The organism is Mesorhizobium sp. B2-4-12 (assembly GCF_006441575.1).
In the GTDB taxonomy this organism is placed as follows: Bacteria; Pseudomonadota; Alphaproteobacteria; order Rhizobiales; family Rhizobiaceae; genus Mesorhizobium.
The window spans coordinates 142,675-164,485 of sequence record NZ_VFVC01000004.1 but is presented as its reverse complement, the minus strand read 5'-3'; the positions used below and the strand labels follow the sequence as shown (position 1 = coordinate 164,485).

Here is a 21,811-nt window from a genome sequence, read left to right as displayed (position 1 = left end):
GGCAAGCCGGCTCCCGCAAAGAAGCCGGCCTGCTATGACTCTTAAGCCGGGCGTTACTTGGCGCAGGCGTCGGGCACCTTCGAGTAATCCCAGCCCTTGGTCGGTGCGGGGTTGGAGAAATAGGTGTCGAGCCATTCCTCCGGCATCGGGTCCTTCGGCGGGATCGGAAAGATCGAGACGGCATCCGGCGTCATGCAGTCCTTATACCAGGCGCCGAGATCGGCGTTGTGAACCGGCGGGATCGGGATCAGCAGCGTGTTCAGCTTCGGCTTTTGCCCGTCCAGCATACGCTCGCCAACGCGGAACAGCGTCTCGGCGGTCCAATGCGGCAGCACCGCATGGCCTTCGAAACGATACTTGTCCGGATTGGCTTTCCAGTAGCCCAAAGCATCACCCGTGATCGAACCGGTGATCAGCGGCGCCGGCCGGCCTGCCTCGGCGAAGGCTTCAGCGACGACACGGCTTTCGCTGCCGGTCGTCCACACCGCGTCGATCGGCGCCGGATTGGTGGCGATCGCCTGCAGCACGACCGTCTTGGTGACGTTCGCCGTCCAGTTACCGTTGACGGTGCGCGAGATCTTCAGCTTCGGGTTTTCCGCCAGCGCCTTGTCCGCGCCCTGACGCTCCTGCACCACGATCGGGTGGCCGGCAATGCCTTCGACCAGCAGGATGCTGGCGCCATCCGGCTCGGCCTTGCCGATCGCCATCATCATGTCATAGCCCCAGCGCGCATAGTTGGAATCGACATTGATCGCGTTCGGGCTGGTCACCGAACCAGCAGCCGTGATGAACGGGATGCCGGCCTTGGCTGCCGCGTCGATCGCATCGTCGAGCGCCGTCGCCGAGCCCGGGATCGAGGTGATGATCGAGCACTTCTTGTCGATGAAGGCGCGGATCTGGTTGATCTGCTGGCTGGCATCGTTGTTGGAATCCGACACTTCGAAGCTGGATACGGTGCCGTCGGCAATCAGCCCATCGACGAGGCGTTTCAACTCCTTGGTGACGGTGACCCGCCAGGGGTTGCCCTGATAGGATTCCGAATGGCACCATTTCCATGGCTTCGGCGGCGGGGTGAAATTGTCCCAGGCCGAAGGCAGCACCTTCTGCGGCGCGCCGTCATATTGCGCCTTGAGTTCGGTCGGCAGTCCGCCGATAACGCCCTGGACATCCTCGGCAAAGGCGGTCGTTGCAAGTGAGGCGAGTGCGGTTGCGGCCAGCAGGCCGTGGATCGTGTTTTTCATTATTGTCTCCTCCGTTCGGTTTTGGTTCAGGCTCCTCCACCGGCAGCGCCGGACACCTGCACTGGGTTACTTTCCCGGAACAGGCGATTGAGATCGGCGACGACCTGGCCGACGGGGTGGCCTGAAGTCACGCCGGAATTGACGCGATCGGACGCCGCTTGCTGGAAAGCCATATAGCCGTCATGGCGCGGTCGCACCCAAGCGCCCTCGAGCGTGGCACGCGTATCCCTGTAGAAATTGCCGGCCGCCGCATTGACCATCCGGTCTTCCCAGGCAGCGGCATGGCCCGGCTGACCGCCAGCGGCAGCATAGGGACCGCGTTGGACGTCGCCGCTGGAGATCCAGTAGGCGAAATCGATCGCGGCCTCCTTCGCCTTCGAGAAGGCCGATACGGCGATCCCGGTGCCACCGAGCGCCGAGCCGACCGGACCAGCGTTCCCGATGACCGGGATGTCGGCAAAGGCCAGCCGATTTGGGCGAAACCCGGCCATCGCATAGGAGACGTAGCCATAGATGAGCGGCGCGCAGACGATCCGGGAGCCGGCCTCTGCCATGCGTTCGGACACGGCAATCGGATCCATCTCGAAGCAGGCAGGATCGAGCAGCGCGGCCATCTCGCACATCCTCTCGAAAACTTCGCTGCCCGTCTCGACATCGATCAAATCGCGCGACGGATCGGTCGCGCAGGGATGCCCGAGATTGCCGGCCAGCGTATAGAAGGTCATCAGGCAATGCGGCGGCCGCAGCGGCAGCAGCACACGGCCTTGCCGGGCAAGATCGAGCACTTCGCTCCATGTCGCAGCCGGCGCATCGAGCGCCTCCGGCCGCCAGGCCTGGACCTGCGTCGCCGCATCGATGGGAAAGGCCCATTGCCGGCCTTGCCAGGCGTAGCTTGGATAGGACTGGCCGACACTGCCTGCGGCAAGTGCTGCGCGCTCGGCCTCGCGGCCCGCAACGTCGACGGATTCGAGGCAGCGCTCGGCCGTGATCTGCCCGACATGCGGATGGTCGATGACGATCAGGTCGTAGGCGCGCGCCAGTTCCTCGACCGGGAAGGATTCGAAATCCTGCAGCGAACGCATGTCCCATTCGATCGTAACGCCGGTCCGCTCCCGCCACAGCGCCGAGCACGCGACCATCGGATCGTGGCCGCGCGGATGGCTCCAGGTCATGCCCTTGAGCGAGGGTGCGCTCACAGGCCGAACTCCTCGCGGATTGCCACGCTGTGCTCGCCGATGCGTGGCGCCGCGCGGTCGACCTTGGCCCTGACACCATCGACCCTGAGCGGCGAACTGGTGGTGAGGATGGAAACATCGTCTTCGCGCGTCACCGTCTGCAGCATGCCGAGTGATTGGAATCCTTCGCTTGCCAGCATTTCCGGCCAGGTCAGCACCTTGGCGCACCAGATGTCGGCGGGCTCCAGGATGGCCAGCCATTCGTCGATCGTTTTGGTGGCGATCTTCTGCGCGATGATCGCCTTGATGTCGTCGCGGGCCGTAAACCAGGATGCCGGCTTGTCGCGATATGGCGCCAGTTCGTTCAGCGACAGCAGATCGGCCAATTTGGGGATCGGCGTCATGGCGATGGCGAGATAACCATCCTTGGCCGGATAGACTCCGTATGGCGCCGAGAGGTAGGCGTGCGCACTGCGGAAGCTCGATCGCCTGGGCAGGCGGCGGCCGTCATTGAGATGCGTGGTCAGCACCTCGAACTGGAAGTCGACCAATGCTTCCAGAAGGCTGGTCTCGATATGGCTGCCCTGGCCGGTGATGCCGCGCCGCACCAGGGCGGCCAGGATGCCTTGCGCGCAGGCCGCGCCCGCCAGCATGTCGCCGATGGCGAGCCCGAACGGCACCGGCCCCTGGTCCTCGTCGCCGTTCAGCCACATGACGCCGGAGCGCGACTGCGCCAGCAGGTCCTGGCCGGGGCGTTTCACCCATGGGCCTTCCTCGCCATAGCCGCTGATCGAGGCATAGACGAGCCGCGGGTTGATCTTGTGCACGGCCTCGTAGTCGAGGCCGTGGCGCTCGATGACCCCAGGCCGGAAATTCTGGATCAGCACATCCGCCTTGGCCAGCAATCCGCGCAACGCCTCGAGGTCAGCTTCGTTCTTCAAATCGATGGCGAGGCTTTCCTTGGCCCGGTTGATGGCATGGAAGATGGTGGAATCGCCGCCGATCTCGGTGTCGCTGAGATAGAGCCGGCGCGACAGGTCGCCGCCGTCAGGACGCTCGATCTTGATGACGCGGGCGCCGAGGTCGAGCAGCCTGAGCGAGCAGTAGGGCCCGGACAGGAACTGGCTCATGTCGACGACGACGAGGCCGGCAAGCGGCAATTCGGCTGCTGCCGGCATCGCTATTTCTCCGTCTCGCCGACGAAATCGGCGGGGTTGCGGTACTTCACCGTCTGCAGATGCTCGCAGTAGAGAACGAGCTCGCCTTCGCCCTTGAACACTTCGTAGCTGGCGCGGATCAGCCCCATCTCCTTGTAGCGGGGCTTCTTGTCGAGATTGGAGCGGATCGAATAGATCGTGTCGCCGATGAAGACAGGCTTGATGAACCGCAGCTTGTCGTAGCCATAGGAAAAAGCATTGACGCAGTTGGTTGCGACCAGCCCCAGCCCCGCCGAAAAGACGAAGGCGCCGGCGATCAGCCGCTTGCCGAATACGCCTTCGCTCTCGGCAAACATCTGGTCCTGCACATAGGGGTGGATGTCGAGAACCAGCGTATTGAAAAGATGGCTGTCGCCTTCCGCCATCGTGCGCCGCAACGAGCGGATTTTCTGGCCGACCGGCCAGTCCTCGTAGAACCAGTTCTCCGCGTTCCATACCGGCAAGACGGCGTGCTCTTGAGGCATGTTTTTGGGATATGTCGAAGCGACGCCGACAGTGGGGGCGAAATCATTCATGGGTGATGGCTCCGGCGCTCTCGCAGGAGGCTTCGAGCAATCGTTGAACACGCCTCAAAGCGTTCGAATGCACGACATCTCCTCCCAGCAATCTTCTTTTGTAAATAGTATTTTCACATATGGGGTTGCGTTGCAAGCGAGGACAGGCGAAATTTTGGGCGCTGGCGCGCTGAAGCGCCGGCGGGCAGGGGAGGAAAATCATGAGCAACGCGCGGCTGGTCTTTGTCGGTAGCCTGAACCGCGAGGCGCCCTATTTTCAGGGCGGGCGGGGCGTCGGCCTCGGCGTTTACAGCTTCGACGAGCAAACGCTGGAAATCCGGAAACTGGCCGAGACCAACGACGTCGACAACCCGACATTCCTGTCGGTCACCCCGGACGGTTCGCGCATCTACGTCAATTCGGAAGTGTTCACCTGGCGCGAGGGAACTGTCTCCGCTTACGGCTTCGATCGCGCCTCGAATGCGCTGAACTACCTCAACAAGCAGCCCTCCCTCGGCAGCATCACCGCCCACAACACCATCACCCGTGACGGCACGAAACTGCTTGTCGCGAATTACGGCATAGGCGAGGGCGGTCCGGACCGTGCCGTCGCTGTCTATGGTTTCGAAAGGGATGGCGCGCTGTCCGCGCCGCTCGCCAGCGTGTCGCACAAAGGCACCGGGCCGAATGCTGCACGGCAGGAGCGCTCGCACGCCCACAGCGTCACCGAAACCATTGGCGGGGGGACGGCGATCGTCGCCGACCTCGGCATCGACAGGCTGGTGTCCTATCGGATCGGGCCAGATGGAAGCCTGACGAAGTCAGCCGAATCCGCTTTGCCGCCGGGCGCCGGCCCGCGCCACATTGCCCTGCACCCAAACGGGCGCTTCGTCTTTGTCATGAACGAGCTGGATTCGACCGTGGTATCGATGGCGTTGGACCAAGCCAGCGGCAGGCTTACGGTCATCGACGCCAAGCCCGCGGTGCCGGCTGAGTCCCGCGACAGCAACCACTGCGCCGATATCCAGATCTCGCCGGATGGGCGTTTTGTCTACGGCTCCAATCGTGGCCACGACAGCGTCGTGATCATGGCCGTCGACCAGAACACCGGCGGATTGAGCCTCGTCGGCTATGTCCCTTGCGGCGGTGCGACGCCGCGCAACCTCGCGCTGACGCCGTCAGGCGGCCACCTGTTTTCCGCCAACCAGAACGCCGACCGCATTTCGATCTTCGCGCGCGATGCCGACAGCGGCCTGCTGACCGACACCGGGCGGGCCATCGAGATCGGCACGCCGATGTGCGTCAAAATCGTCGCTTGAGCACCGGCAAAGCCGCCAATTTTGTGGTCAAAACAGCAGCCGAAGGCGATGCCGGATCAAGCTTGCTGGATTGCCGATAGCTTCCAGTTCGAGCCGTTCTGACGCGTGAACGTCCACAGTTCTGTCGTCTCTGTCGGATGGTCTTCGTCACCCTCGACCACCTTGCCGCTGGCTCGATCGCGCATCACATCGCGCGACTCATAGCGTAGCGCGGCCGTGGCATAGTCGCGGTCGTCCTCGCGCCAGCTTTCGGCGATGTCGGCCTGCAGCAGGGTGACGTCGGACACGTCGTTCCTGAGGCCCTTCTGGGCATTTTCGGCCAATTCCTCCGACAGATAGGACACCATTTCGGGGGTCACCAATCGGCGCAACGCGGCATGGTCTTCACGCCCAAAGGCTTCCTGCACATCGGTCAACAGCTGCTGGAAGGCGTCGAGATCCGTCTGGGCCAGCGTGATCTCCTCGGAACCGGTGGCCGGGGAGCTTTCCCCTGAACCGCCGCCAAAACCGGGAATCGTGAAGGGACGTGCCGTGTCCGCACCATTTGCGCGGTTTTCAAACCGCGAAGCCTGGCCGTTGCCGGCTCCGGCTCCGGCGAGCGCGGGACCACGCGCGGATTGCGACCGGAAGAACCTGATCGCCAGCATGATCGCACCGCCGATGAGCAGGGCCTGAAGCAGGAAGCCGAACATGCCGGCCAGACCGCCGAAGCCTTGGCCGAGCAGCAGCCCGACCAGGCCGCCAATCAGCAGGCCGCGCATCATCGTTCCGCCGAAGCCGCTAAAGAAGCTGGGCCTCTGCAGCCCGGCTTGCGGCTGCCGGGCTGGACTGTTCACACCGGTGTTGGGCGTCATCGAACGTTCGATCGGCGCGGTCGGCGCCGGTGTGGTCCTGGTCGGCGGCGCCGATTGGAACGTACGCGTGCCGCGACTGCCGAAGCTGCCGCCGCGACGGGCTTCGGCATGATCGATCGCGACCATGGAGAATGCGAGGAACAAACCTGCAAAGAGAGCGGCAAATCGGTTTGTGCGGGAAATCATCGGGGCGGACCTTTGTCGATGCGGTTTCGGATGTTCTCGGCAAACACCGGCCCTGCAGGGGCCGGCGTCACACGGTCAATCGAACAGCTCTTCGAAGAATGACTTCTTTCGCTTCGGATAGCGGTGGCCATGCGAGCGGGAATAATCGTCATCGCGGCCTTGGCTATATTGCGGCTGAGCGAATTGTGCAGGCTGCGGCTGCGGTGCGGGCGCCGCGTCCTTGCTCGACCGCTCGACGATCTTGTCGAGCTCTCCGCGATCCAGCCAGACGCCGCGGCACTGCGGACAATAGTCGATCTCGATACCTTGGCGTTCGCTCATCACGAGCGCGACGCGGCAGGAGGGGCAAACCATACCAAGCAGGGAAGATGTCATCAGGGGCTCCAAACCTTTTTTAGAATGAGCCCGCTCGACCGAAACAATGGAAAGGGGCCCGTTATAGCGGTCCGACATCACGGCCGCTGAAAGCGGCAGTCAGAGGGGCCCGGCCCGCAACCGGGATTTAGGACTGGAGGGCCGGGCCTTCAAGGGCGTCGCAAGAATGATTTGTCCGCTATCGCGGATATGATCCTTCAAGCGCGGTCATTCGGCAGCCGCGCTGACGCCGGCGACGGCTTGAGCATCACCGCGATGTTGCCGGACAGTGCCGCCGATCCGCAGTCGAAGACACTCCCTTTAAGGTGTAGCGTTCCGGTGCCATAAGATGGCTGACGGAATATGCGCATCGCAGGAGAGACAGTTCATGACCAAAGGTTCGGATCTGTTCGTGGCGGCCCTCGAGAACGAAGGGGTCGAGCGGATTTTCGGCATTCCGGGCGAAGAGAATCTCGACATCGTCGAATCGATCCGCCGCTCGTCGATTCAGCTGATCCTGACCCGCCACGAGCAGGCGGCCGCCTTCATGGCCGCCACCTATGGCAGGCTCACCGGCAAGCCGGGCGTGTGCATCACCACGCTTGGTCCGGGCGCGCTCAATCTGACGAGCGGCTCCGCCTACGCGCTGCTCGGCGCGATGCCGATGATCATGATCACCGGCCAGAAGGGCATCCTTTCATCCCGGCAGGCACGTTTCCAGATCGTCGACATCGTCGCGGCGATGAAGCCGCTGACCAAGCTGTCGCGCCAGATCGTCTCGCCGAAGATGATCCCCTCGCTGGTGCGCGAGGTCTTCCGCGTTGCCCAGGAAGAGCGCCCCGGCCCCGTGCATCTGGAACTGCCGGAAGATATCGCGGCGGCCGAGTGCGAGCCGGTCGCGCTGGTGCCGACGCATCCGGTCGACCTGCCTCTGGCCAGCCCGGACGCGCTCGATCGCGCCGCCCGCATGATCATGGAGGCCAAGCGTCCGCTGCTGATGTTCGGCGCGGCGGCGTCACGCCCGCGCGTGACCCCTGATATCGCCCAGTTCGTGCTGCGCACGCAAATTCCCTATTTCACCACGCAGATGGGCAAGGGCACCGTGCCAGGCGGTACCGAGCTCTACATGGGAACGGCGGCGCTTTCGGAACGCGATTATGTGCACGAGGCCATCGAACAGGCCGACCTGATCATCACCATCGGCCACGACACGGTCGAGAAACCGCCCTTCATCATGGGCGCCAACGGACCGAAGGTCATCCATGTCGGGTACCAATCGGCCGATGTCGAGCAGGTCTATTTTCCGCAAGCCGAGATCGTCGGCGATCTCGGCCCTTCGCTGGCGCTGCTGGCCGATCGTGTAGAAGGCAAGATCCCCAACGCCCAGGCCCTGCTGCCACTGCGGGAAGGCATTTTGAACCGCATCGCCGCGCGCGCCACCGAAGACCGCTTCACGCCGCAGCGCATCGTGCACGACGTGCGCGCGGTGATGCCTGCGGACGGGATCCTCGCCCTCGACAACGGCATGTACAAGATCTGGTTCGCGCGCAACTACCGCACGCGCATGGCCAACACACTGCTGCTCGACAATGCGCTAGCCACCATGGGTGCGGGCCTGCCGTCGGCGATGATGGCGGCGCTACTCTATCCCAACCGCCGCGTCATGGCGATCTGCGGCGATGGCGGCTTCATGATGAACAGCCAGGAACTGGAGACGGCGGTCAGGCTCAAGCTCAACCTCGTCGTGCTGCTGCTGGAAGACCATGCCTACGGCATGATCCGCTGGAAGCAGGCGGTCGATGAGTTCCCGGATTTCGGCATGACCTTCGGCAATCCCGACTTCGTCAGATACGCCGAGGCCTATGGCGCCAAGGGGACGAGGGTCGATGCTATCACCGACCTTCGGCCCGCGCTGGAGCAGGCATTCGCCGGCGGCGGCGTGCATCTCGTCGTCGTGCCTGTCGACTATTCCGAGAACATCAGGGTGCTCGTCGACGAGTTGCGCGAGCGGCTGCCGGCGCCGCGGTCGACCTGACAGTTGCCGATCAAAGACGGCTGCGCGGCGTGGACAAAGTCCCGATCGCCGCGCAGCCGGACGTCCTATAGCTTGCAGTAAGGCGTCACCGGGGCGATCGTGCCGAAATCCTTGACGATCTCGTAGCTGATACCGTCCGCCGCCGCCTTGCCAACATAGGAATGGCAGAGCGTGTGATTGTTGCTGGCATCGACGCGGATCTTGCCTTGCGGCGCATCGAACTCGATTGTCGGCAGTGCCTTGAGCACATCGTCGTCCTTCAGCGATCCGGCCTTTTCGGCGGCCAGCGCATAGAGATGCAGGCCGTTATAGCCGGCTTCGCCGATGCCGTTGACCATCTTCTCCTGACCGAATTTCTCGCGGAAGCTCGAGATGAACTTCTTGTTGACCGGGTTGTCGAGCGCCATCCAGTAGGGCTGCGGCGCATAGGTGCCGGCGGCGACGCCGGGCGGCAGCGCATCCTTGTTGAAGACCTCGTCGAGCGGCGCGATCAGCGGCTGCTTGATGTCGAAGCTGCGATATTGCTTGAGCTGGGTGACGGCGTCGTTGCCGACCACCATCGACCAGACGACATCGGGCTTCAGCGACTTGATCTTCTGGAAGGCGGGGCCAAAATCCGTGGTGCCGAACGGATAATAGTCGGCGCCGATGATCTTGCCGCCGGCCTTCTCGTAGGCAGCCGTGATCGCCTCGGTCATCTTCTGCGGCCAGGCATAGTCGGAGGCCATGATGTAGATGGTCTTGCCGAGATTCTCGGCGACCCACGGCATCATCGGGTCGACCTGCTGCATCGGGATTGGTCCGGTGGCCACGAAGTAGCGGTTGCACTCGCCACCTTCGAAATTGGTCGGGTAGAAGAACAGCTTCTTGGCCTTCGAGGTCACGGAAAGCGTTGCACTCCGCTCGGGCGAAATGATCGTGCCCATGATCACGTCGACCTTGTCTTCGTTGAGGAGCTTGCGCGCCTTGTCGATCGAGCCCTTGGTCGTGGTCTGGTTGTCCTCGATGAACAATTCGACCTGGCGGCCGCCAATGCCGTTGGCGGCATTGAGTTCGGCGGCGGCCAGCTTGTAGCAATTGAGCAGCGTCTCGCCGAGGATCGCCTGCAGCCCGGTGATCGGGATCGACAGACCGACCTTGACGGTGTCGGCGGCACGCAGGATCGATGGCGCGCCGATCATGGCGAAGGCGGCGGCGGCGCCTGATTTCAGGACAGTTCTTCTGCTTATCATTGTTGTGTTCCCTTCCAGTCCAGGCGCGCCCCATGCACGCCTTACAAAGCCAAGAGGTCTTTCAGCAGGGTCTCGTCGGCGAACACCTCAGGGGTGCCTTCGTGCACGATCCTGCCCTTCTCCATCACCAGGCAGCGGTCCGCCGCCTTGAGAACGAGATCGAGATTCTGTTCGACGAGGACAATCGCGATGCCGCGCTCGCGGGCGATGCGCGGCACCAGTTCGGCGATCGACTGCACGATGTTCGGCTGGATGCCTTCCGAGGGTTCGTCGAGCAGCAGCACCGACGGTAGGCCGCACAGCGCGCGGCCGATAGCGAGCATCTGCTGCTGGCCACCCGAAAGGGTGCCGGCGACCTGCGCCTCGCGTTCGCGCAGGATCGGAAAATAGCCGAAGATGTCGGCCGGAATGCCGCCGGCGCCGCGATCTCGGGCGGCGCGGGTGCCGACTTCCAGGTTCTGCCGCACGGTCAGCTGGTTGAAGATGCCACGGCCCTGCGGCACATGCGCGATGCCCGCGCGCGCCCGGCGGAAGGCAGCGGCATTCGTGAGATCCTTGTCGCCGAGAACCACCGCTCCGCCGCTTACCTTCAAGCCGCCGGCGATGACGCGCAGCAGCGTCGTCTTGCCGGCACCGTTGCGGCCAAGCAGGCCGACGACTTCGCCCGGCGCGACGCTGAGGTCGATCCCGTTCAGCACCGGAAGCAGGCCGTAGCCGGCCGAAACAGCAACTGTCCGCAGCATGGTCAGCGCCTCCCCAGATAGACGTCGCGGACCATCTCGTCGGCCTCGATGTCGTGGAAAGGACCGCTGCGCAGCCGCCGCCCCTGATGCAGCACCAGCGTTTCGCAGTTCAACGCCCGCACGAAGCGGATGTCGTGCTCGACCGCGACGACCGAGAACTCGCCCTTGAGCCGCAGCAGCATTTCGGCGGTCGCCATCGTCTCCTGCGGCGTCATGCCGGCGGTCGGCTCGTCGAGCAGCAGCAGCCTCGGTTCGATCGCCAGCGCCATGCCGATCTCGAGCCATTGCTTCTGGCCGTGCGCCAGCGCGCCGGCCAGCGTGCTGGCGCGATTGCCAAGCGCGACCAGCTCCATCAGTTCACCGACCGGGCGAGCCGGCGAGGGCGCGCCCCACCGTGCGACCTTGAGGTTGTCTTCCACCGACAGGCTGGGAAAGACGGAAGGAATCTGGAACTTGCGGGCGATGCCGAGCCGCGCGATGCGATGCAGCGGCAGGCCGGCTATGTCGTGGCCGAGGAAGCGAACGCTGCCACTCGTCGGGCGAAGCGTGCCGGTCAGCACGTTGAGGAACGTGCTCTTGCCGGCTCCGTTCGGCCCGATGATGCAGCAGAGTTCCTTGTCGCGGACCGTCAGGTTCAACCCTTCGAGCGCTTGAAGCCCGCCGAACCGGATACCGACGTTTTCGGCCTGAAGCAGGACATCGCTCATTGCGCCTGCCTCCGGCCTTTGAACAGGCTCTTCAACCGCGCGTAGATCGACAGGATGCCGTCGGGCAGCAGAAAGACGATGATGACGAAGACGCAGCCGAGCAGAAGCGGCCACAGGCTCGGGTTGAAGCTGCTGATGGTCTGCTGCGCTCGTTGGATGACGATGGCGCCAAGCACCGGACCGAGCAGCGTGCCGCGTCCGCCGACAGCCACCCAGACGATGACTTCCGTCGACAGAAGCAGCCCGGAGAGGTCTGGCGCGACCAGCCCCGCCATGCAGACATAGAGTGCGCCGGCAAGCCCGGCGATTGCCGCCGACAGGATGAAGGTCACCAGCAGCCGCAATGGCGCATTGTGGCCGAGAGCCGCCGCCCGGACTTCATTGTCCTGGATGGCGGTCAGCACCGTGCCCCAGCGGCCACGGCTGATCGACCACAGCGCCAGCAAGACCAACGCGACGATGGCGGCCACGAAGATATAGGAGGGCAGATCCTGGCTGAGGTCGACATGCAGGCCGCCGACATCGAACGCGATCGGCGGGATGCCGATCAGCCCGCTGTCGCCGCCGGTGACCGAACTCCAGGAGACGGCGGCCTGCTGGCAGATCACGCCCATGGCCAGCGTGACGATGGTGAAGTAGCTGCCACGGATGCCGCCGAAAAACAGGAAGTAGCCGATGATGGCGGCGACGAAGGCAGCACCGGCCACCGCGCCCATGATGCCGAGCAGGCTGCCGAAGGGAATGGCGTCGTGGAGCGTGACCAGCGCCATGATGTAGCCGCCAATACCGAAGAAGGCGGCATGCCCGAAACACAGGATGCCGGTGCGGCCCCAGAAGAAATCGAGGCTCGCCGCGAACAGGCCGAAGATCAGCGCGTCGCGGATCACCGTCAGCTGGTAGCCGTCGGCCAGGAACGGATAGGCGACAGCAAGCGCCGCGCAGACGGCGAAGACCAGCAGCCAGTTGCGGTCCCGGGCGATCATCGCGACGCCCCGTTGAACAGGCCGTTGGGGCGCAGCCGCACGGCGACGATGGCCGCGAGCAGCACGATGGCTTGCGCCAGCGAGGGCGAGATCTGGTAGTTGAGCACACTGGTCAGTCCACCAACGAAGACGCTGCCGGCAACGAGCCCACCGATCGAGCCGACGCCCCCGACGATGACGACGAAGAAGGCGTTGGCGAGATAGTTCACTCCCATCTGCGGCAGCACGATCGCCAGCGGCGCGACCAGCCCGCCGGCCAGCCCGGCTATCGCCGCGCCGAAGGTGAAGGCGACGGCGTAGGTACGGCGCGTGTTGATGCCGACGCCCTCGGCCATTTCGCGGTTCTGGATGACGGTGCGGATATCGAGCCCGAAGGACGTCCGGTTGATCAGCAGGATGACGCCGAGCAGGGTCAGCATGGCAATCCCGATCAGGATCAGCCGGTACGCTGGATAGACGGTGAAGAACAGGTCGAGCGTGCCTTCGATGGGTGGCGTCACCGGCTTGGCTCCAAGACCGAAGGTCAGTTCCAGTCCTTGCTGCAGGATGAGGCTGACGCCCCAGGTGGCAAGCACGGTCGAGACCGGCCGCGAATAGAGATGGCGGATGATGGCGAATTCCAGGATGCAGCCGACCAGCGCGCCGGCAATCGGTGCGGCGGCCAACCCGACCCAGAAGGAACCGCCCACGCTCTGGACGAAGTAGACCGCGAAGGCGCCGACGGTGACGAATTCGCCATGCGCCAGGTTGGTGACGTTCATCAGGCCGAAGCTGATCGCCAGCCCGAGCCCGACCAGCATCAGGATGCTGATCAGTGTCAGCGCATTTAGCAATGTGGTGACGACAAAATCCATCGCGTCAGGCCGCGCTGGCGACGCGTTGGCGCAGGCCTGCGACCAAGCCTTCGGCGGCATCGATCACATCAGCCTGATGCGACTGCAACTCCTGCCCAGCCCACTCATCGATATGATCCGACAGCGGGTCGACCACTTCGGTCCGGTGATTGGCCAGCGTCTCGATGACGGCATGGCCGCAGAACGGCACATAGCCTTCCGAATAGCCGCCTTCATGGGTCATCATCAGCCGTCCGTTCGAAACTTCGGCGGCCAGCGCCACCATGCGCGCCGCGAGGCGCCGGAAGCATTCACTGTTCAGCATCATGCGGCCGAGCGGGTCGAAGCCCGACGCGTCGAAGCCGGAAGCGACGATGACGAGGTCCGGCTTGAAGGCGCGCAGTGCCGGGGCGACGACGCGGTCGAAGGCCGCCTCATAGGCGCCGGTCCCGCTGCCGGCCGGCAGGGGGATGTTGATGTTGTAGCCTTCACCTTCGCCTTGGCCAGTGTCGGCCAGCGCGCCGCGTCCGGTCGGATAGAGATTGTCCTGGTGCAGGGAAATGGTCAGCACCGACGGGTCGGAGTAGAACACCGTCTCGGTGCCGTTGCCATGATGCACATCCCAGTCGACTATCGCCGCGCGGTCCAGCAGGCCCTCATGCTGCAGCCGGCGCACCGACACACCGATGTTGGAGAACAGGCAGTTGCCCATTGCCTGGTCCGGCTCGGCGTGATGCCCCGGCGGCCGCGCCAGCGCGTAGGCGTTGTCGACCCGGCCGGTCAGCACCGCGCGCATCGCGGCATAGGTGGTACCAGCGGACAACAGGGCGATGTCGAAACTGTTGAGGCCGATCGGCGCCTGCGGCCCCGCGAAGCCGGAGCCGCGCTCGCTGAGCATTCTGATGTCGTCGACGTGGCGTTGCGTGTGGACGCGCAGGAGGTCTTCTACCGACACCGGTTCTGGAATGATCGGCACCAGATGGCGCGACAGGCCGCTGACCTGGATGAGGTTGTTGAGCCGGCGCTTCGACCCGGGCGATTCCAGGTGCCGGCCAGGTTCCACGAAACGGCCGGGCGGCATCATGTCGGCGCTGGAGCCGGTGTCGTGCCACATCAGCTGTTCGTGAAAAACGTAACCTGTCGCCATCCGCAACGTCTCCTAAAAACAAAGGGACGCTAGCAGGCTAACGATCGCGTAGCCCGACCCCAAAGAAGGGTTGCGCCGGATGTCTATACCCCTCCTTTCGGAGGGGGCCGGAGGTTTGCGGCGGCCTGCGCGGCGCGCACGGCCTGGACCCGGTTCGACACCGAGAGCTTGCCGAAAATGTTCTTCAAATGCCATTTGACCGTCGTCTCGCTCACCGACAGCGCGATCGCGATATCGCGGTTGGACATGCCTTCCGACAGGCAGCGCAGCAGCTCGGACTCGCGCTGGGTGAGCTGTTCCTTCTCGGCAACCGGCGCGGCCGGCTTGCGCGTCGCCACCGGCATTGTCTGCGCGGCATCGATGATGCGCGTTGCGTAGGATGACAGCGACGGGTCGGTCTTCGCCTGAGCTGCCCGCAGCCGCATCAAACTTTCGAGGACAGGCCTGCCCTCGTCGACGAAGGAGCGGATGAAGCCGGAGGGCCGCGCAAAGCGTAACGCTTCGAGGAGATGGCGATCGACCTCGCGCGGGTCATGGCCGGCGCCCTTGGCGCGCAGGATCAGCGCCAGTATGTGGCGGCGCATGCGCCCGCTGCCTTTCGTTCGCACCAGCAGATCGTCGAAAATCGCCGCGGCCGCGGCATAGGATTTCTCCGCCGTCAGCAGCCTGCCTTCGGCGAAGTATTCGAACTCGTTGGCAACGCTTGGGAAGGTCTCGCTCCGATCGCGGCGATGTTCGTCGAGCAGGGCGCGCGCTTCCACGGTGCGGTTCTGATCGATCAGCAGCCGGATGCGATCATGAACCAGAATTGAAGCGAGGCGGCGATAGACGGAGCCGCGCACACGCTGGTAGACGCGCTCCAGCATTTCCAGCGCGGCGTCGCCCCGACCGGTCAGCTGCAGCACGCGGGCATAGGTCGGCACGCTGGCCAGGGGATAGACGATGACCGCGGCGCCCTCGATCAGCGGCCCGAGATTCTCGACCAGCGTCAGCGCCTCGCCGGATGCGTTGGTCTCGTAGGCAAGTTCGGCAAGCAGCGTTCCGGCGAGCGCCTCGGCATAGGAATTCGCGCCGATCCGCGTCCTCGCCTCGATGATCGCATTACGCAGCAGCCGTTCGGCGGCGGGCAGGCGTCCGGCCGAGCGTTCGATGACGGCCATGTAGCAATTGGCGATGGTGACGCCGAGCAGGCTGCCGCTTCTCTCGTGAGCCTTGCGCGCGGCATCCACCGCCGCACGCGCCCCTTCGAGGTCACCGAGCGCATAGAGATTGTAGCCGATGACATTGGCGGTCGCCCCTTCCATGAACCACGCGTCGGGCGCGATGACACGCAGGGCGGCCAGCGCGGTGTTGCGTGCGTCCTCGAACTGTTCCAGCGTGCTGTGGACGGCGGCGGTGAGAACGGCGAGTTCGGCTTCGATCGTGGTGCCGGTCAGCGTGCCCGGATCCTTGCCATCGCTTGGCCCGGTTTCGACAAGCTTGCGCGCATTGCTAAGCGTGTGCTGGGCAAGCTCGGGCTGGCTGCTGTGCACCGCCAGCCACAGCACGACGAGTTGCAGACGGATGCGTTGGTCGACCAGTTTTCTGGGCAGCAGCGCCAGCAACTGGCGCACATAGAGAAGCTGGCACTGGGCGATGAGCTCAAGCGCATTGTTCTCGACGAACACCGCCGCGCGGGCCTGGTCACCGGCGGCCAGAGCGTGCCCGATCGCCTCGGTCAGCATCTTGCGTTCGCCGAACCATTCCGAAGCCGCAAGGTGCAGCGGCGCGATCATCTCCGGTTCACGCCGTTCCATCTCGCGGCTGAGGAAATCGTGGAACAGATGATGATAGCGGAACCAGCGCCGCTCTTCGTCAAGCGGCACCAGGAATAGGTTGCGGGTCTCGATCTCGGCGATATCGGCCTCTGCGTCCGCCGCGCGCAAAACCGCCCGGCACGCCTCGGCGCTGAAGCGCTCGAAGATCGAACTGTGGAGCAGGAACTTGGCCAGCGCTGGCGGCAGCTCCAGGAACACTTCTCCCATCAGGAAGTCGGCGACGTTGCGGTTGGCGCCGGTGAAATTGCCGATGACGGTTTCTGGAGCATGCGCGGCGCTGAGCGACAGCGAGGCAAGTTGCAGGCCGGCGGCCCAGCCTTCGGTCCGTGAGCACAGGGTCTCCACCGTGCCGCTGCTGACGCTGAGGCCGAGCTTGTCGTTGAAGAACGCTTCGGCTTCGGACGAGGCGAAGCGCAGATCGTCGGGGCCGATTTCGAAAACGTCGCCAAGAACCCTGAGCTTGCCGAGCTGCAGGTCGGGCAGGTTGCGCGAACCGATGACGAAGACGACGTTGGCCGGCGCCTGCCGTGTCAGCCGCTCCATGAACCGCTTCACCGCCGGCGCTTCGATGGCGTGGTAGTCGTCGAAGAACAGGGTTATGTCTGCGTCGCGCGCGGCAAGACCTGCCACAAGCGCCGCGAGCACGACATCGAGCTGCGGGATCGGGCTCGACTGGAAGGCAAGGTCGAGCTCGGCCGGGCTCTGGACGAGGTGGCGCAGTGCGCCGACCAGATGCGACAGGAAGGCGCCTTCGTCATTGTCCATCGCCTCGCAGGACAGCCATGCGGTCAACCGGCCGTGGCGCGCGACTTCCGCGGCCCACTGCGTCATCGTCGTCGACTTGCCGAAGCCGGCGGGCGCGGCAAACAGCACGATGCGCGTGTCGACATGCCGCTCCAGCTTCGACAGGATGGTCTCGCGCCGTACCCACCGGCGATGGTGGGGCGATGCCTGGCTGGCGGGGTGCGAAGACGGTCTCATCTGACGCCGGGCATCCATTCCGTTTCGATCAGCGGGATTTGCGGTGCGCAATCGCGTGGCAAGGTTCCCTTGATCCGGGGATCGTCGGTGATTTCGAAACCCGCCGCATACGGTTCAAATCCGCAAGCCCTGTAGAAACCGATGACGCTGTGATGATCGATGCTGCTGGTGTGCAGCCAGATACGGCTTGGGCCGAGGCTCCATGCCTGACCGAGCGCGCCGGCCATCAGCCGCTTGCCGAGGCCTCGGCCGGTCAAGGAAGGGAGCAGGCCGAAATAGGTGATCTCGATCTCGCTGTTTTCGGCCACTCGCAACTCGACCATGCCGACATGTGCGCCGCTCTCGTCGTGAGCGTAGTAGATATGCTGGCGAGGATCGGAAAAATGCGTGGCGATTTCGGCATCCGTCATTTCGGCGGCGCGATCCCAAAGCCAGGGAGTGCCGATCTCGAGGAAGGTCGCGCGGTAGGAGGCAGTGTCGGGCTTTGTGATACGGGTCATTGCCAGCGGTCGGGCGAGACCCGGCACTGGCGCGCGCGCCTCCATCCACGTCACCGCATTGACGATCTTGCCGGCCGGTACACGCCGGTAACCGGACGCGAGATCGGTGACTTCATCCGGCAATGTGCCCTCGGTGACCAGCATTTGTCCTCGATCTTTCGTCGCGCCGCATTGCCGGCCTGCAAGAAGCTGATGCCAACTCTGTGCTCGCCTGCCAAGAGGTTCCACAGGTGGGTCATGATTTTGGCCCGCCTGTCACTTGCATTTCAAGGGAATGGCATATGAGATATGATACACCATCCATAGGGAAAGCGGAACATCATGCCTGAGCGTATTGCCGACGAAGCCATTTTGCGCGCGGTTGACGACGGCTTCACGCGGCAGGTCGCGTTCCTGGCGGACCTTGTACGCTTTCCCTCTCAACGCGGCGAGGAGCACGCAGCGCAGAGCTTCATGGCGGCGACCTACGAGGCCAATGGCTACGCGGTCGACATGTGGCGTGTCGACGTCGACGACATTCGCGGCCTGCCGGGTTTTTCGCCGGTGGCGGTGTCCTATGACGATGCCTTCAATGTCGTCGCAACCCACACACCACGAAACGCGACCGGCCGCTCGCTGATCCTCAATGGCCACATCGATGTGGTGCCAACCGGACCGCTCGACCGCTGGGCCCGTGACCCCTACGATCCGGCGATCGAGGATGGCTGGATGCATGGCCGTGGCGCCGGCGACATGAAGGCCGGCCTGTCGGCTTGTCTCTATGCGCTGGCCGCCTTGCGCAGCCTTGGCTATCAGCCGGCCGCGAAAGTGTTCCTGCAGTCGGTGGTCGAGGAAGAGTGCACCGGCAATGGCGCGCTCGCTTGCCTGCAGCGTGGCTACCGTGCCGACGCGGCCTTCATTCCCGAACCGCTGGAACCGAGATTGATGCGGGCACAGGTCGGGCCGATCTGGTTCAGGGTCGAGGTCGACGGCGATCCGCAGCATGCGTCGGGCGCTTTCTCCGCCGGCGCCAACGCCATCGAAAAGGCCTTCGTCATCATCCAGGCGTTGAAGCAACTGGAAATCGTCTGGAACACGCGCAAGGTGGATGATCCGCATTTCTGCGATCACCCCCATCCGATCCGCTTCAACCTCGGCAAGATCGAAGGCGGCGAATGGACGTCGAGCGTTCCGGCGCGCTGCGTCTTCGAAATGCGGGTCGCGACCTATCCCGGCCAGAAGCTGGAAGACGCCAGGGCCGAGCTCGAAGCCTGCATCGCCGATGCGGCCCGGGCCGATCCATTCCTGGCCAATCGCCCGCCCAAAATGACCTATAATGGCTTCATGGCCGAAGGCTATGTGCTGGAGGGCGCCGACGAGATGGAAGCCGTGCTGCGGCGCAGCCATACCGCTGTGTGGGGCGAGCCGCTGCAGGAGCATGTCACCTCGGCGACAACGGATGCGCGTTTCTTCGGCCTCTATGCCGACACGCCGGCGATCGTCTATGGCCCGATCTGCCGCATGCCGCATGGCTATGACGAGGCGGTCGATCTCGATTCGGTGCGCAAGGTCACCCAGACCATCGCGCTGTTCATCGCCGGCTGGTGCGGTCTCGAGCCGATCGATCCCGAGGTGAGATCATGAATGCGTCAGTGCCCGATGCTTTCGGCGAAACGCTCGCCGAGGACGCGCCTGACGTTTCGATCGCCGATGCTTTGGCCATTTTGCGCCGACACTACGGGCTGACCGGCACCGCGCGTCCGTTGCCGGGCGAACGCGACCACAATTTCCACATCCAGACCGAAGGCGAGGGCGAGTTCGTCCTGAAGGTCTCCCATCCGGCCGAAGAGGCCGGCTTTACCGACTTTCAGAACAAGGCGCTCGACCATATCCTTGCAGTCGACCCGACCTTGCCGGTCCCCTCGGTGCGCAAAAGCCTTGCGGGCGATGCGCAGTTTGCGGTCAGCATCGAGGGAGCGCCGCAACGCATCATCCGGCTGGTCACCTATCTGCCCGGCCAGTTGCTCTCGCGCTCGCCCGCCTCGGAGGCGCAGGATCGCAATCTCGGTATCTTCCTCGCCCGGCTTGGACGGGCACTGCGCGGCTTCTTCCACCCGGCCGCCGGCAGCGACCTGCTCTGGGACATCCGCAAGGTGGCGAAGACCCGGCCGATGCTGGCGCATATCTCGGATGCTCGCCACCGTGCCATAGTCGAGCGCGTCATCGACGCCTTCGAGGAGCATGCGGCGCCGGTTATCCCCGGCCTGCGCGCGCAGATCGTCCACAACGACATGAATTCCTACAATGTGGTGATGGAGGCCTCGCGGCCGGAAATGGTGAGCGGCATCCTCGATTTCGGCGACATGATCCATTCGCCGCTGATCTGCGACCTCGCCATCGGCGCCGTCTATCGCTGGCCGGCGCAAGGTCATCCGCTGGCGCCCGCCGCCCGCTTCGTCTCCGGTTACCAGTCGGTGCAGCCGCTTGAAGCAGAAGAAATCGGCATCCTTTTCGACCTGATCCGTGCCCGCCTTGCGCTCATCGCCAACATCGCCAGCTGGCAAGCGGAGCGCTTCCCGGCCAAGCGCGATTATGTCCTGCGCCTCGCCACCGAAGTCTGGACCTCGCTCGAACGGCTGGACGAGCTGTCGTCAGCCGCCGCCCGCCGTTATTTTCTCGATCATTCCAATCCGGAGTAGATGCTCGTGTCCCAGTCCTCGCCATATGCTGCAAACGCCGTCGCTTCGGCGCAAGAGCACGCCCTGCTCGAGCGCCGCGCCAGGCTGCTTGGGCCGACCTACCGCGCCTTCTATCGCAACCCGATCCATCTGGTGCGCGGCAGAGGCGTCTGGCTCTATGATGCTCAAGGGCGCAAATTCCTCGATGCCTACAACAATGTCGCGTCGGTCGGGCACTGTCATCCGCGTGTCGTCGAGGCGCTGTCGGGTCAGGCCGGCACGCTCAACACACATACCCGCTATTTGAGCGAGATCATCCTCGATTACGCGGAAAGACTGCTCGGCAGCCTGCCGCCGCATCTCGGCCACGCCATGTTCACCTGCACCGGCAGCGAGGCCAACGACCTTGCCATCCGCATCGCCCAGCATTCGAGTGGCGGCACTGGCGTCATCATCACCGACTTCGCCTATCACGGCGCGACGATCGCGACCGCGCAGCTGTCGCCGGCGGCGGTCGGGGCCAAGGGCGTGCCGGCACAGCACAGGACCGTGGCAGCGCCGGACACATTCCGCGACCATGGCCGCGCCGCGCATGATTTCGCCAGGAATGTCGCCGCCGCCATCGAGGATATGCGCGCGCAGAATATCCGCCCGGCCGCGCTGCTGCTCGACTCGGCCTTTTCCAGCGACGGCATTTTCTTCCCCGAAGCTTCTGTCATGCGCGAGGCGGCGGATCACGTCAGGAAGGCCGGCGGCATCGTCATCGCCGACGAGGTCCAGTCCGGCTTCGGCCGGCTCGGCCAAGGCATGTGGGGCTTCGCCAATTACGGCCTCGAGCCCGATATCGTCACCATGGGCAAGCCGATCGGCGACGGGCATCCGATGAGTGCGGTGATCGTGCGGCCTCAGCTCGTCTCTTCGTTCGGCTCGAACACCGGCTACTTCAACACGTTCGGCGGCAATCCGGTCGCCGCGGCCGTCGGCATCGCTGTCCTCGACGTGATCGAAAGCGAGGGACTGATCGAGAATGCACGGGTGGTCGGCGCCTATACGCGCGACTTGCTCGATTCCTTGCAAGGCCGCCACGGCATGGTCGCCAACGTCAGGCACAACGGCCTCTATTTCGGCGTCGAGTTGACGGCGGGGAGCGATGAGGCGCTGGCTGCCAGCAAGACCTCTTCCGTCGTCGAAGCGATGCGCGAGGATGGCGTGCTGATCTCGTCGTGCGGTCCGCGCGGCAATGTGCTGAAAATCAGGCCGCCGCTGCCGTTCGCCCGTGACAATGCCGAGCAGCTGGCCGAGACGCTCGATCGCGCCTTGTCGAACTGGTGACCAG

At 64.3% G+C, this 21,811-nt stretch carries 19 protein-coding genes; 5 read left to right on the top strand and 14 right to left on the bottom strand.

What is annotated here, in order from left to right; translation table 11 throughout:
* Positions 1–53: 53 nt before the first annotated feature.
* The 4 genes from FJ934_RS04340 to FJ934_RS04325 are packed head-to-tail and all read right to left on the bottom strand — an operon-like array spanning position 54 to position 4,148.
* Positions 54–1,241 carry an ABC transporter substrate-binding protein gene (locus FJ934_RS04340; RefSeq protein ID WP_140607422.1) on the bottom strand — a complete coding sequence of 396 codons (1,188 nt, stop codon included), beginning with the start codon at positions 1,239–1,241 and terminating at the stop codon, positions 54–56.
* Positions 1,242–1,267: 26 nt separating this feature from the next.
* Entirely contained in the window at positions 1,268–2,413 is a 1,146-nt protein-coding gene (locus FJ934_RS04335; RefSeq protein ID WP_181165513.1) for an ABC transporter substrate-binding protein, read from the bottom strand.
* A gap of 20 nt (positions 2,414–2,433) precedes the next feature.
* Positions 2,434–3,594, bottom strand: coding sequence for a CaiB/BaiF CoA-transferase family protein (locus tag FJ934_RS04330; RefSeq protein ID WP_140607420.1), 1,161 nt, complete (start codon positions 3,592–3,594; stop codon positions 2,434–2,436).
* A gap of 2 nt (positions 3,595–3,596) precedes the next feature.
* Positions 3,597–4,148: a MaoC family dehydratase gene (locus tag FJ934_RS04325; RefSeq protein WP_140607419.1), complete on the bottom strand. Its 552-nt coding sequence runs from the start codon at positions 4,146–4,148 to the stop codon at positions 3,597–3,599.
* A gap of 200 nt (positions 4,149–4,348) precedes the next feature.
* Here FJ934_RS04325 and FJ934_RS04320 point away from each other — a divergent pair, with 200 nt between their 5' ends.
* Entirely contained in the window at positions 4,349–5,446 is a 1,098-nt protein-coding gene (locus FJ934_RS04320) for a lactonase family protein (RefSeq protein WP_140607418.1), read from the top strand.
* 56 nt (positions 5,447–5,502) lie between these two features.
* Here FJ934_RS04320 and FJ934_RS04315 read toward each other — a convergent pair whose 3' ends face one another.
* Positions 5,503–6,486, bottom strand: a complete 984-nt coding sequence (locus tag FJ934_RS04315) for a Tim44 domain-containing protein (protein WP_140607417.1) — start codon at positions 6,484–6,486, stop codon at positions 5,503–5,505.
* Between the two features lie 75 nt (positions 6,487–6,561).
* Positions 6,562–6,861 carry a zf-TFIIB domain-containing protein gene (locus tag FJ934_RS04310; protein ID WP_181165512.1) on the bottom strand — a complete coding sequence of 100 codons (300 nt, stop codon included), beginning with the start codon at positions 6,859–6,861 and terminating at the stop codon, positions 6,562–6,564.
* A gap of 367 nt (positions 6,862–7,228) precedes the next feature.
* Here FJ934_RS04310 and FJ934_RS04305 point away from each other — a divergent pair, with 367 nt between their 5' ends.
* Entirely contained in the window at positions 7,229–8,875 is a 1,647-nt protein-coding gene (locus FJ934_RS04305; RefSeq protein ID WP_140607416.1) for an acetolactate synthase large subunit, read from the top strand.
* 65 nt (positions 8,876–8,940) lie between these two features.
* Here FJ934_RS04305 and FJ934_RS04300 read toward each other — a convergent pair whose 3' ends face one another.
* The 8 genes from FJ934_RS04300 to FJ934_RS04265 all read right to left on the bottom strand — a co-directional run bounded on the left by FJ934_RS04300 (position 8,941) and on the right by FJ934_RS04265 (position 17,962).
* Positions 8,941–10,107, bottom strand: a complete 1,167-nt coding sequence (locus FJ934_RS04300) for a substrate-binding protein (protein ID WP_140607415.1) — start codon at positions 10,105–10,107, stop codon at positions 8,941–8,943.
* Between the two features lie 41 nt (positions 10,108–10,148).
* A complete protein-coding gene (locus tag FJ934_RS04295) occupies positions 10,149–10,850 on the bottom strand; it encodes an ABC transporter ATP-binding protein (RefSeq protein WP_140607414.1) in 702 nt (233 codons plus the stop codon).
* Between the two features lie 2 nt (positions 10,851–10,852).
* Positions 10,853–11,557 (bottom strand): ATP-binding cassette domain-containing protein, encoded by a 705-nt coding sequence (locus FJ934_RS04290; RefSeq protein ID WP_140607413.1) that lies wholly within the window; start codon positions 11,555–11,557, stop codon positions 10,853–10,855.
* Positions 11,554–12,540: a branched-chain amino acid ABC transporter permease gene (locus tag FJ934_RS04285; protein ID WP_140607412.1), complete on the bottom strand. Its 987-nt coding sequence runs from the start codon at positions 12,538–12,540 to the stop codon at positions 11,554–11,556. The genes FJ934_RS04290 and FJ934_RS04285 overlap by 4 nt, the downstream gene beginning before the upstream one ends.
* On the bottom strand, positions 12,537–13,394 hold the full coding sequence (gene urtB / locus FJ934_RS04280) for an urea ABC transporter permease subunit UrtB (protein WP_140607411.1): 858 nt from the start codon (positions 13,392–13,394) through the stop codon (positions 12,537–12,539). Before urtB ends, FJ934_RS04285 begins: the two co-directional genes overlap by 4 nt.
* Positions 13,395–13,398: 4 nt before the next feature.
* Complete coding sequence (locus FJ934_RS04275) at positions 13,399–14,520, bottom strand: class II histone deacetylase (protein ID WP_140607410.1); 1,122 nt, start codon at positions 14,518–14,520, stop codon at positions 13,399–13,401.
* Between the two features lie 83 nt (positions 14,521–14,603).
* Positions 14,604–17,318, bottom strand: a complete 2,715-nt coding sequence (locus FJ934_RS04270; RefSeq protein ID WP_140607409.1) for a LuxR C-terminal-related transcriptional regulator — start codon at positions 17,316–17,318, stop codon at positions 14,604–14,606.
* Entirely contained in the window at positions 17,315–17,962 is a 648-nt protein-coding gene (locus tag FJ934_RS04265) for a GNAT family N-acetyltransferase (protein WP_181165510.1), read from the bottom strand. The genes FJ934_RS04270 and FJ934_RS04265 overlap by 4 nt, the downstream gene beginning before the upstream one ends.
* 177 nt (positions 17,963–18,139) lie before the next feature.
* Here FJ934_RS04265 and FJ934_RS04260 point away from each other — a divergent pair, with 177 nt between their 5' ends.
* From FJ934_RS04260 to FJ934_RS04250, 3 genes are read left to right on the top strand one after another with little or no spacing between them, the layout of a single operon-like run.
* A complete protein-coding gene (locus tag FJ934_RS04260; protein ID WP_181165509.1) occupies positions 18,140–19,441 on the top strand; it encodes an ArgE/DapE family deacylase in 1,302 nt (433 codons plus the stop codon).
* The gene (locus tag FJ934_RS04255) at positions 19,438–20,496 is read left to right on the top strand and encodes a phosphotransferase (RefSeq protein ID WP_140607407.1); all 1,059 of its coding nucleotides are present in this window, start codon (positions 19,438–19,440) and stop codon (positions 20,494–20,496) included. The genes FJ934_RS04260 and FJ934_RS04255 overlap by 4 nt, the downstream gene beginning before the upstream one ends.
* Positions 20,497–21,807, top strand: coding sequence for an aspartate aminotransferase family protein (locus FJ934_RS04250; protein ID WP_181165508.1), 1,311 nt, complete (start codon positions 20,497–20,499; stop codon positions 21,805–21,807).
* Positions 21,808–21,811 lie beyond the last annotated feature (4 nt).

Coding starts and splice junctions, on each gene's coding strand:
- FJ934_RS04310 (WP_181165512.1), bottom strand. CDS start 6,861: ATGACATCTTCCCTGCTTGGTATGGTTTGCCCCTCCTGCCGCGTCGCG.
- FJ934_RS04325 (WP_140607419.1), bottom strand. CDS start 4,148: ATGAATGATTTCGCCCCCACTGTCGGCGTCGCTTCGACATATCCCAAA.
- FJ934_RS04255 (WP_140607407.1), top strand. CDS start 19,438: ATGAATGCGTCAGTGCCCGATGCTTTCGGCGAAACGCTCGCCGAGGAC.
- FJ934_RS04275 (WP_140607410.1), bottom strand. CDS start 14,520: ATGGCGACAGGTTACGTTTTTCACGAACAGCTGATGTGGCACGACACC.
- FJ934_RS04320 (WP_140607418.1), top strand. CDS start 4,349: ATGAGCAACGCGCGGCTGGTCTTTGTCGGTAGCCTGAACCGCGAGGCG.
- FJ934_RS04265 (WP_181165510.1), bottom strand. CDS start 17,962: ATGCTGGTCACCGAGGGCACATTGCCGGATGAAGTCACCGATCTCGCG.
- FJ934_RS04330 (WP_140607420.1), bottom strand. CDS start 3,594: ATGCCGGCAGCAGCCGAATTGCCGCTTGCCGGCCTCGTCGTCGTCGAC.
- FJ934_RS04270 (WP_140607409.1), bottom strand. CDS start 17,318: ATGAGACCGTCTTCGCACCCCGCCAGCCAGGCATCGCCCCACCATCGC.
- FJ934_RS04315 (WP_140607417.1), bottom strand. CDS start 6,486: ATGATTTCCCGCACAAACCGATTTGCCGCTCTCTTTGCAGGTTTGTTC.
- FJ934_RS04340 (WP_140607422.1), bottom strand. CDS start 1,241: ATGAAAAACACGATCCACGGCCTGCTGGCCGCAACCGCACTCGCCTCA.
- FJ934_RS04260 (WP_181165509.1), top strand. CDS start 18,140: ATGCCTGAGCGTATTGCCGACGAAGCCATTTTGCGCGCGGTTGACGAC.
- FJ934_RS04285 (WP_140607412.1), bottom strand. CDS start 12,540: ATGATCGCCCGGGACCGCAACTGGCTGCTGGTCTTCGCCGTCTGCGCG.
- FJ934_RS04295 (WP_140607414.1), bottom strand. CDS start 10,850: ATGCTGCGGACAGTTGCTGTTTCGGCCGGCTACGGCCTGCTTCCGGTG.
- FJ934_RS04250 (WP_181165508.1), top strand. CDS start 20,497: ATGCTCGTGTCCCAGTCCTCGCCATATGCTGCAAACGCCGTCGCTTCG.
- FJ934_RS04335 (WP_181165513.1), bottom strand. CDS start 2,413: ATGACCTGGAGCCATCCGCGCGGCCACGATCCGATGGTCGCGTGCTCG.
- FJ934_RS04300 (WP_140607415.1), bottom strand. CDS start 10,107: ATGATAAGCAGAAGAACTGTCCTGAAATCAGGCGCCGCCGCCGCCTTC.
- FJ934_RS04305 (WP_140607416.1), top strand. CDS start 7,229: ATGACCAAAGGTTCGGATCTGTTCGTGGCGGCCCTCGAGAACGAAGGG.
- urtB (WP_140607411.1), bottom strand. CDS start 13,394: ATGGATTTTGTCGTCACCACATTGCTAAATGCGCTGACACTGATCAGC.
- FJ934_RS04290 (WP_140607413.1), bottom strand. CDS start 11,557: ATGAGCGATGTCCTGCTTCAGGCCGAAAACGTCGGTATCCGGTTCGGC.